Here is a 9,280-nt window from a genome sequence, read left to right on the forward strand (position 1 = left end):
GGCACGCGCGCGTCCACCAGGCCCAGCGCGGCCGCGCGGCGCGCATCGGCGCCGCGCCCGGTCAGCATCATGTCGAGCGCGGCCGGCGCGCCGACCACGGCGGGCAGGCGCAGCATGCCACCCCAGCCGGGAAAAATGCCCAGCATGACTTCCGGCAGCGCCAGCGAGGCGTCGGGCGCGTCTTCCACCAGCCGGTAGCGGCAAGCCAGCGCCAGCTCCAGGCCGCCGCCCAGGCAATGGCCCTGGATCAGCGCCAGTGTCGGGTAGCGCACCGCCGCCAGGCGGTTGAACAGATTCCAGCCGCGCGCCACCAGGGCGCGGCCCTGCTCCGGCGTGTTCAGTTCGGCGAATTCGTTGACGTCGGCGCCGACGATGAAGCCGGTGGCCTTGCCCGAGCGGATCACCAGGCCCTTGGGCGGCTGCGCGTCGAGCGCGTCCAGCACCGTGGCCAGTTCCGCCATGGTGTCGGCCGACAGCGCGTTGACCGCGCTGCCGGCGCGGTCGAACGTCAGCCAGGCCAGGCCGTCGGCGTCGCGCTCCAGGCGCCAGTGAGAGAGCGTGTCGAGCGTGTTCATTGGCGGTCCTCGTCCAGCGTTTCGACCAGCATCGCGCCGCCCAGGCCGCCGCCGATGCAGATGGCGGCCATGCCGCGCCGCGCGCCGCGGCGCTTGAGCGCCTCCAGCAGGTGCAGCACGATGCGGGCGCCCGAGGCGCCCACCGGATGGCCGATGGCGATGGCGCCGCCGTCCACGTTCAGGCGGGCCGGGTCGAGCGCGCCCCAGGCGGGCGTGCCGAAGTGTTCCTGGCAATAGGCCTCGTCCTGCCAGGCCGCCAGGCAGCCCAGCACTTGGGCGGCGAAGGCTTCGTTGATCTCCCACAAGTCCAGGTCATTCAGGCCCAGGCCGTGGCGTTGCAGGATCGGGGTGGCCGCGTGGACCGGACCCAGGCCCATCATGGCCGGGTCGAGGCCGGCCCACTGGCTGTCGATGATGCGGCCCAGCGGCCGCAGGTTCCAGCGTTGCACCGCTTCCTCGGAGGCCAGCACCAGCATGGCGGCCCCGTCGGTAACCTGCGAGCTGTTGCCGGCGGTGATGTTGCCCCAGGGCTTGTCGAACACCGGCTTGAGCCTGGCCAGCTTTTCGGGCGTGGAATCCTCGCGCACGCCGTCGTCGTCCGGGTACAGCTTGCCCTGCGTGTCGATCAGCGGCGTGATTTCCGTGAAGGCGCCGTTGGCGCGTCCGGCCAGGGCGCGCGCATGGCTTTGCGCGGCATAGGCGTCCATGGCCTGGCGGCTGATGCCGAAGCGGGTGGCGACGTTTTCGGCGGTCTGGCCCATCGACAGGCCGACCACCGGGTCGGTCAGGCCCTTGAGCAGGCCGATGACGGGCGCCAGATGGCGCGGCCGCAGGCGGCGCAGGGTGGCCAGTTTGGCGCCCAGGCCGCGGGCCGCATACCAACTGGCCAGCCAGCGCACCATGTCGTCCGAGAACAGCACCGGCGCATGCGACAGGGCGTCGGTGCCGCCGGCCAGCACCAGCTGCGAGCGTCCGGTCTGGATGTTGGCGATGGCGGAATCCAGGGCTTGCATGCCCGAGGCGCAATTGCGCATTACGGTCCAGCCGGGCACCTTGTTGCCGCAGCCCAGCCGCAGCGCGATCACGCGGCCGATGTTGACCTCGTCGGCCGAGGGCGCGGCGCAGCCGACGATGACTTCGTCCAGCTCGGTGGGGGCGTAGGGCTGGCGCAGCAACAGGCCACGGCCGGCCTGCACGGCCAGGTCGCCGGCGGCGAACGGGCCGGGGCCCGAGCGCGCCTTCAGGAAGGGGGTGCGGGCGCCGTCGACCACATATACCGGTTTGAATGCCATCCGATCTCCTTGGTGTGTGGACGGGGCTCAGGCCGCCTTGCGTTCGCCGGCCGGCTTGACCGCGCCGGTGATGCCCAGGTCAAAGGGGAAGTCATCCACTTTCACCACGATGTCGCGCAAGTCGTTGCGGCGCTTGACCACCGCATATTCTTCGGCGGTGATGCCGCCAGCGGCATGGACGGCATCGGCCAGGTCGCGCACGTTGGCCTGCGGGTTGCCATCGAGCGTGCCGCGCTTCTCGAACTCGCGGATCTTCGATTCGATCGGTTCGGCTTCGAGGGTGGCGGCCAGCGCCTGCTCGATCGCGCCGACCGGTTCGTCGGCGCTGGCGGGCACATGGCAACCGGCGGTCAGGCGATCGCGCGCCGCGCCGGGGTTGATGAGCAGGCGCGCCACCTCCTGGCCCAGTTGGTCGGACGGCAGCGACTGCGGCCGGCCCCAGGGGAAGACGATGCGGCGCAGGCCCCACGCCACCAGCCGGTTGGGGTAATTTTCCAGCACGCCGTCGATGGCGTCCTGCAGGCGGTACAGCGCATCCTGCACCGACCAGTGCGCCAGCGGCGCGTCGGCGCGCTGGCGGCCCTCGTCCTCGAAGCGCTTGAGCGCGGCGCTGGCCAGGTACATCTGCGACAGAATGTCGCCCAGGCGCGCCGACAGGCGTTCGCGGCGCTTGAGGCTGCCGCCCAGCACCAGCATCGAGGTGTCGGCCAGCAGGGCGAAGGCGGCCGAATAGCGGCTCAGCAGCTGGTAGTAGCGCTTCATTTCGGGCGCGACGTCGGCGTCGACGCCGATGAAACGGCCGCCGGTCAGGGCGGTGCCCAGCGCGCGCAGCTTGTTGCGCGCGACGAAGCCGACGTGGCCCCAGAAGGCGCGGTCGAAATCGTCCAGGCCTTGCTTGCGGTCGGGCGACTGGGCGGCGCGCATCTCGGCCAGCACATAGGGATGGCAGCGGATCGCGCCCTGGCCGAAGATGATCAGGCTGCGCGTCAGGATGTTGGCGCCTTCCACGGTGATGCCGATGGGAATCTGCTGGTAGGCGCGGCCCAGGAAGTTGGACGGGCCCAGGCAGATGCCCTTGCCGCCGATGACGTCCATGCCGTCGTTGACCACTTGGCGGGCGCGTTCGGTGACGTGGTATTTGACGATGGCCGAGACCACCGAAGGCTTCTCGCCCAGGTCGACGGCGCCGGCGGTCATGCCGCGCGCGGCGTCCATCATGTAGGTGTGGCCGCCGATGCGGGCCAGGGCTTCCTCGACGCCTTCGAACTTGCCGACCGGGGTGCGGAACTGGCTGCGCACGCGGGCGTAGCCGCCGACGGCGCGCGCGGTCAGCTTGGCCATGCCGGTGTTGGACGACGGCAGGGAAATCGAGCGGCCGGCCGCCAGGCATTCCATCAGCATGCGCCAGCCCTGGCCGGCCATGGCCGGGCCGCCGATGATGAAGTCCAGCGGCATGAAGACGTCCTGGCCGCGGGTCGGGCCGTTCATGAACATGGCGTTCAGCGGAAAGTGGCGGCGGCCGGTGTCCACGCCCGGGTGGTCGTGCGGCACCAGCGCGCAGGTGATGCCCAGGTCTTTCACGCTGCCCAGCAGGCCGTCCGGGTCGTACAGGCGGAAGGCCAGGCCCAGCAGCGTGCAGACCGGCGCCAGCGTGATGTAGCGCTTGTCCCAGCTGACACGCATGCCGATCACTTCGCGGCCCTGCCATTCGCCCTTGCAGACGATGCCGCTGTCGGGGATGGCGGCGGCGTCGGAACCGGCCCACGGGCTGGTCAGCGCGAACGCCGGCACTTCCTCGCCGCGCGCCAGGCGCGGCAGGTAGTGGTTCTTCTGTTCATCGGTGCCGTAGTGCAACAGCAGCTCGGCGGGGCCGAGCGAGTTGGGCACCATCACCGAGACCGCCAGCGCCGACGAGCGCGTCGACAGCTTGGTCACGATCTCGGAATGCGCGTAGGCCGAGAACGCCAGGCCGCCGTATTCCTTGGGGATGATCATGCCGAGAAAGCCGTTGCGCTTGAGATAGTCCCAGACCTCGGCGGGCAGGTCGAAGCGCTCCTGCGAGATGTTCCAGTCGTCGACCATGCGGCAGGCCTCTTCGGCCTGGTGGTCGAGGAAATGCCGTTCTGCGTCGGTCAGGCGCGGACGCGGATAGGCCAGCAGGCGCTTCCAGTCGGGGCGGCCGCGGAACAGCTCGCCTTCCCACCAGACCGTGCCAGCCTCGAGCGCATCGCGCTCGGTGTCCGACATCTGCGGCAGCACCTTGCGGTAGAGATTGAAGATCGGCGCCGACAGCAAGGCCCGCCTGACGGGCCGCACGCCGAGCAGCACGGCGGCCAGCAGCGCGATGACGACCAGCGCGACGATGACTGCATTCATTTTCCTTGTCTCCTTTTTCGAATTCTCAGGAACTGCCGCACCGCACTGACCCCGGGGCGCGCGCCCTAGGTGGCGGGATGCTGCGGCAGGGGAGCGCGCAGGCCGCCGAGCAGGAAGCTCATCAGGCGGGGCAGCAGCAGCTCGGGGTTGTCGGGTTGCTCGGCCTCGTCGACCGTCCAGCCGGTCACCGAGCGCAGCAGGTCGGTGCCGATGATGGCGTAAGAGGTGGCGCCGAGCATGAACTGGAAACGCCACACGATCTCGGCGCGCGGCACATCGGGCAGCGCGGCGAAGAGGGCGTTGCGATACCGATCGAGCACGTCGGCGTATTCCTCGGCGAACAGCGCGCGGATAAAGCCGGTGGGGTTGGTCATGGTGCGTTCGAGCAGCGGCAGGAACGTGCTGCCGGCCTGCGCCGGATCGGCCGCCAGCCGCAGCAGCGTGCCGAAGAACGCATCGACGATCTGCGACGGCTTGAGCGGCTTGCCCTGGGCCTGCGCTTCGAGTTCGTCCAGCAGGCGCAGGCGTTCGCGGTTCAGGACTTCCAGCCGCCGCTTGAGCACGGCCTGGACCAGCGATTCCTTGGAACCGAAGTGATAGTTGACCGACGCCAGGTTGACACCCGCCGCGCCGGTGATCTGGCGCATGGACGTGCCGTCGTGGCCCTGCTGTGCGAACAGGGCTTCGGCGGTGTCCAGGATCGATTCGCGGGTGTTGGAGGATCTGAGTTCTTGCATTTGGGTGAAATCAAACGTTCGTTTGAAAGCAGTATGCACGTCCCGGTGCCAGGATTCGATAGTGGTTATCCCTAGCCGGTACGCATGAATCCCGAGACGTTCCGGACGAGCCCTTCGTTCCTTTGCACGAAGGCTCGCGCCGTTGGCCGAGAAAAAGGCGGACGCCTCGTCCAAACGGCGCTACGCCGTTTGTCCTCGGACGAGCGCCCTAGATTGAAAGCCGTCTGGAAAGCCGCGCCGAAACGCCGCAGTATCAGCGCGAGGACTTGAAACCGTGGCACCGTGGATGCGCCTGGCGAGCCCCATCGCCGTTCCGGTGCCGCAGGCCATTGCGCCCTGACACAGGAGCAGGAGATATGAAAACCTACCGAGTGGGGCTGTTGCTGGACGGGACCGACCAGCCCGGGTGGATCCACGACATGGTCGAGTGGCTCGCGCGCAGCCAGGACTACGACATGGCCGCCTTGCTGGTGATGGAGAAGACCGGCACCGAACCACGGCTGGGCGCCAAGGCGCTGTTCGGCACCCTGTCGCGGCTGGAGTCGCGCCTGTTGCCGCCGCGGCAGCGGCAGATGCTGGCCTGCCGCGACCTGCGCGATGGCTTGCCGGCAGCGGTGCCGCTGCTGCGCCTGCCGGCCGATCCGGGCGATGCCGGCCGTGACGACGGCGTCGCGGCGCTGGGGCTGGACCTGGTGATCATGCTGGGGGCGCGGCCGCTGGTGCCGCCGCTGCGCGCGCGCATGGCGGATTGGGCCAGGCTCGGCATATGGCAGCTGAGCTATTCCGATATCGCGGTGTCGACCAGCCGCTACGCCGGGTTCTGGGAGGTCTACCAGCGCGAGGACCATACCACCGTCAAGCTGTGGCGGGTGGGGGCGAGCGTGGAGCAGGATGCGCTGCTGGACCAGCGCAGTTTCAACACGGAGGTGTTCTGGCTGAAGAACCAGACGCGCGCCTTCAGCCTCGGCAATTTCATGGTTTACGACGCCTTGCTGGCGCTGGCGCGGGCGCGCCCGGGCGCGGCGCCGCCCGGCATGCAGATCATGAGCGGCCAGCGCCGCGACGATCCGGCCGAATGGGACAGCGCCGCCTATATCGCGCGCCAGGCCTGGTTAATGGGTGATTTGATTGTGCGCCGCGTCATGGGGCGCAATGTGCGTTGGCGGATAGGGATGTTTCCATCGGCCCGGCAGCAGGCGGTGGTGTCCGAGGCCATGGTATTGCAGCCGCCCAAGGGTCGATTCTTCGCGGATCCCTTTGTATATACGCACGGCAATAATCCATATATATTTTTCGAGGATTACGATTTTAATTCCCGCAAAGGCACGATTTCGGTCGCAACCTTTGAGGACGGGGCTTTCCGGCTGTTGGGGACCGCTCTGAGCCTACCCTATCATTTATCGTTTCCTTATATATTCGAGTACGAAGGCGTTACCTACATGGTGCCGGAAACCTGTGGAAATCGCAGCATAGAATTATGGAAATGCACCGAATTCCCGTTGAAATGGGAATTGGACATGACGTTGATGACCGATGTTTCGGCGGTCGATACGATTATATTCAAGCGCGGTGAATACTGGTGGCTGTTAACCAATATCGATCGCACGGATGGCCAGAGCCACTGCGACGAATTATTCGCCTTTTTCGCCGATTCGCCGCGCTCGAAGCAGTGGACGCCGCACGCCTGCAACCCCATCGTGCGCAACCCGATGCGGGCCCGCAACGCCGGCATCATTGTCTCTCCTGCGGGAGAGGTGATCCGCTGCGCGCAGTACCAAGGCTTCTGCCACTACGGCAAGGGCGTTTCGCTCAACCGCATCGAAGAGCTGTCGCCTTCGACCTACGTCGAGACCGATGGCGAAATTCACTACGCCAGTTTCCTGAGAAAACGCCATGCTTCAATGCACCATTGGCATCATCAGGGGGGGGGCATACGGTATTTGACTTCGCCTATATGGAGTAAATGACGCCGTAGTGATAGAAAATAAAAATGTTACCTATATTGCGATTACGGCTTTCTTGTCCGGGCTTAATGTGTCGCTGGAAACATATAGACAAGCCTGTACGTCAATCCGGCCTATCCTTGCAGTCCCCTGCAGCCCTCGGGCTGGGCGTGGTCATGCCTGGCCGCGGACGGGTTCCGGCCCATGCCGTGCGCGCGGCCGCTGCCGCCGCGGTAGGACGGCGCGATGCTCCAGAGGGGGGCTCGGTAAAAACCCTAGCGGATGAAAGGATGATGGCACCCTCTCATCCGGATTTAGGAGACGGGTTTAAGGCTAACGAATGATTTCTGTTTTTGTCGGATTATATCAATTGCAAGTGTCTTGATTTTGCGAAATTCGAACCATAAGATGAGTTCATGCCATCCGTTATGTTGGCTACGAAAGTCCCCAGCCCAAATGGCCCGGTACGGCTTCATTAGATATTCCGGGATATTGCGGAACACCCGCGCAGGGTTGGAAAAAAAATAGTCTTCAGCACAGCGAAGATCCCTTCTAGGCCTGTCGAACTACCGGGAGGACACCATGGCCAAGATGGTCCTGATTGAAGCTCATCCGCTCTTGCGGCTGGGGTTATGGCAGATTCTGAGCAAGTTGGACGATGTGTGGGAAATCGAGGGAATGGGGTTGGCCGACGTCTCCAAGGCCAGTGGCGCGCATGCGGGCGCCGATCTCCTGATCTACGGCCTGCCGGTGGACAGCGAGGAAGCCTGGAGCACGCTGCACGAGATCCAGCGTGAATTGAGTCCCAAGCGGATCCTGCTGCTGACCGATGTCATGCCGCTGCCGATGCCGGTGCAGGGTTTGCCGGGCGCCAGTGTCTTTGGCTGCCTGATGAAGACGGCATCGGTCGAGATCCTGGAAGCGGCGATACGCCTGGTCATGGCCGGCGGACAGTGTTTCCCGAGCGAGCAGGCATTGCAGGCTCCGGCGCAGGCCAGTTGCGCCTTGCCCGCGCGTGACCTGGACGATGGCGCGAGCAAGGCCTCCATGCCGGTCAGCGCCGGCGCCCAGCTGTTGCAGATCACCCCGCGCCAATACGAAGTGCTGGTGTTGCTGGCGCGCGGCTATCCCATCAAGACGGTCAGCCGGATGCTGAATATTTCGGTCGCGACCGCCAAGACGCATGCCTGCACCCTTTATCAGCGCCTGCATGTCAAGAACAAGGGCGAAGCCGTGTATGCGGCGCTGCAGCGGGGCGCCACGCTGGAATGGCATGAGCCGAACGGCCGCGAAGCCGAGGCCGGACAGCTCTACGGCCGCAAGCTGGGCTAGGGGCGGGGGGGCCGGCCCGGCCATCCCGCCTAGGGCATACTCACTGCGTCATCGACGGTCGCCGTGCCGCAGCATTCCTCCACCAATCATCCTCCTGCACGAGATTCAGCGAACGTAGCCGCTGATAGCATGGGTTGTGTCCGCAAGCATGGTTGAGATGGCGCATCACAATGCGCGCCAGCATGATGCCACGCGGCGGACGAGATTCCCGTGAGCCTGGCCAGGCGCAGGAACCGCCGTTGCCGCCGAGCGCAGCCGTGCCATGGGAACCGTGTCTGGACCCAGCGTCACAAGGTTCCCCCCGGGATGACAACCGTTCTAATCGAAGACTACGCTCTGCTTCGTGTCGCCATCCAGCATGTGCTGGAGCGTGTGCGGAACGCCGAGGACATTCTGGCGATCTCGCCAGCCCATCTCGTCAACATGCAAGGTTCGATCAACCGGCCAGTGGAATTGCTGGTGGTTGGCTGCAGCGGCGTGGCCGAACCCGACATCGGTCTGCTGTCGCAGGCGATGGCGCTGTTCATGCCGCGGCTGGTGCTGGCGCTGTACTCGGTGCTGGACCAGAACGTGATGGCCGCTTGCGCCCGTGCCGGCGTGGCCGGCTATCTGCCCAAGGCGTCCAGCCCTGACGCGCTGGCCGCCGCTGTCAGCCTGGTGCTGGCGGGCGGGGAATGCTATCCGCAACCGTCGCCCAGGGTACTGGCCGCCTCTCAGGCGCCGCTGCAGGAATTGCGCGAGCTGACGCAACGGCAGGAGGAAATCCTGCAGCTGTTGGTGCAGGGCAAGACCATGCGCGAGATCGGCCAGCAGGTGGGGATTTCAGTGGCCACGGTGAAGAGCCACGCCCGGACCCTGTACTGGAAGCTGAACGCGCGCAACCAGGCCGAGGCGGCCTATATCGCGGTGCAGATGGGGTTGGTGCGTGGGGGCGCGGCTGCGCACACGGTCAAGGGCGACGAGAAATGAGGCGACGTGGCCGCCGGCGCCGGCGGCCGCCGGGCATCGCGGCGGCGTCAGCGGCG

7 protein-coding genes are annotated in these 9,280 nt (G+C 66.3%); 3 read left to right on the forward strand and 4 right to left on the reverse strand.

What is annotated here, in order from left to right; translation table 11 throughout:
* From HV701_RS26085 to HV701_RS26100, 4 genes are all read right to left on the reverse strand, one after another.
* Positions 1–575: enoyl-CoA hydratase-related protein (locus HV701_RS26085; protein WP_175135897.1), on the reverse strand; the 575-nt coding region annotated here is incomplete at its 3' end.
* Positions 572–1,867: an acetyl-CoA C-acetyltransferase gene (locus tag HV701_RS26090; RefSeq protein WP_175135898.1), complete on the reverse strand. Its 1,296-nt coding sequence runs from the start codon at positions 1,865–1,867 to the stop codon at positions 572–574. The genes HV701_RS26090 and HV701_RS26085, both read right to left, overlap by 4 nt.
* Positions 1,868–1,894: 27 nt before the next feature.
* Positions 1,895–4,243, reverse strand: a complete 2,349-nt coding sequence (locus tag HV701_RS26095; RefSeq protein WP_175135899.1) for an acyl-CoA dehydrogenase — start codon at positions 4,241–4,243, stop codon at positions 1,895–1,897.
* Positions 4,244–4,308: 65 nt separating this feature from the next.
* Positions 4,309–4,980: a TetR/AcrR family transcriptional regulator gene (locus tag HV701_RS26100; RefSeq protein WP_175135900.1), complete on the reverse strand. Its 672-nt coding sequence runs from the start codon at positions 4,978–4,980 to the stop codon at positions 4,309–4,311.
* Positions 4,981–5,336: 356 nt separating this feature from the next.
* Between HV701_RS26100 and HV701_RS26105 the strand changes: the two genes are divergently transcribed.
* From HV701_RS26105 to HV701_RS26115, 3 genes are all read left to right on the forward strand, one after another.
* Entirely contained in the window at positions 5,337–6,947 is a 1,611-nt protein-coding gene (locus tag HV701_RS26105) for a glucosamine inositolphosphorylceramide transferase family protein (RefSeq protein ID WP_254595255.1), read from the forward strand.
* Positions 6,948–7,505: 558 nt separating this feature from the next.
* Positions 7,506–8,255, forward strand: a complete 750-nt coding sequence (locus HV701_RS26110; RefSeq protein ID WP_175135901.1) for a response regulator transcription factor — start codon at positions 7,506–7,508, stop codon at positions 8,253–8,255.
* Between the two features lie 306 nt (positions 8,256–8,561).
* On the forward strand, positions 8,562–9,224 hold the full coding sequence (locus HV701_RS26115; protein WP_175135902.1) for a response regulator transcription factor: 663 nt from the start codon (positions 8,562–8,564) through the stop codon (positions 9,222–9,224).
* Positions 9,225–9,280: the final 56 nt, after the last annotated feature.

Source organism: Achromobacter pulmonis (assembly GCF_902859765.1).
In the GTDB taxonomy this organism is placed as follows: domain Bacteria; phylum Pseudomonadota; class Gammaproteobacteria; order Burkholderiales; family Burkholderiaceae_B; genus Achromobacter; species Achromobacter pulmonis.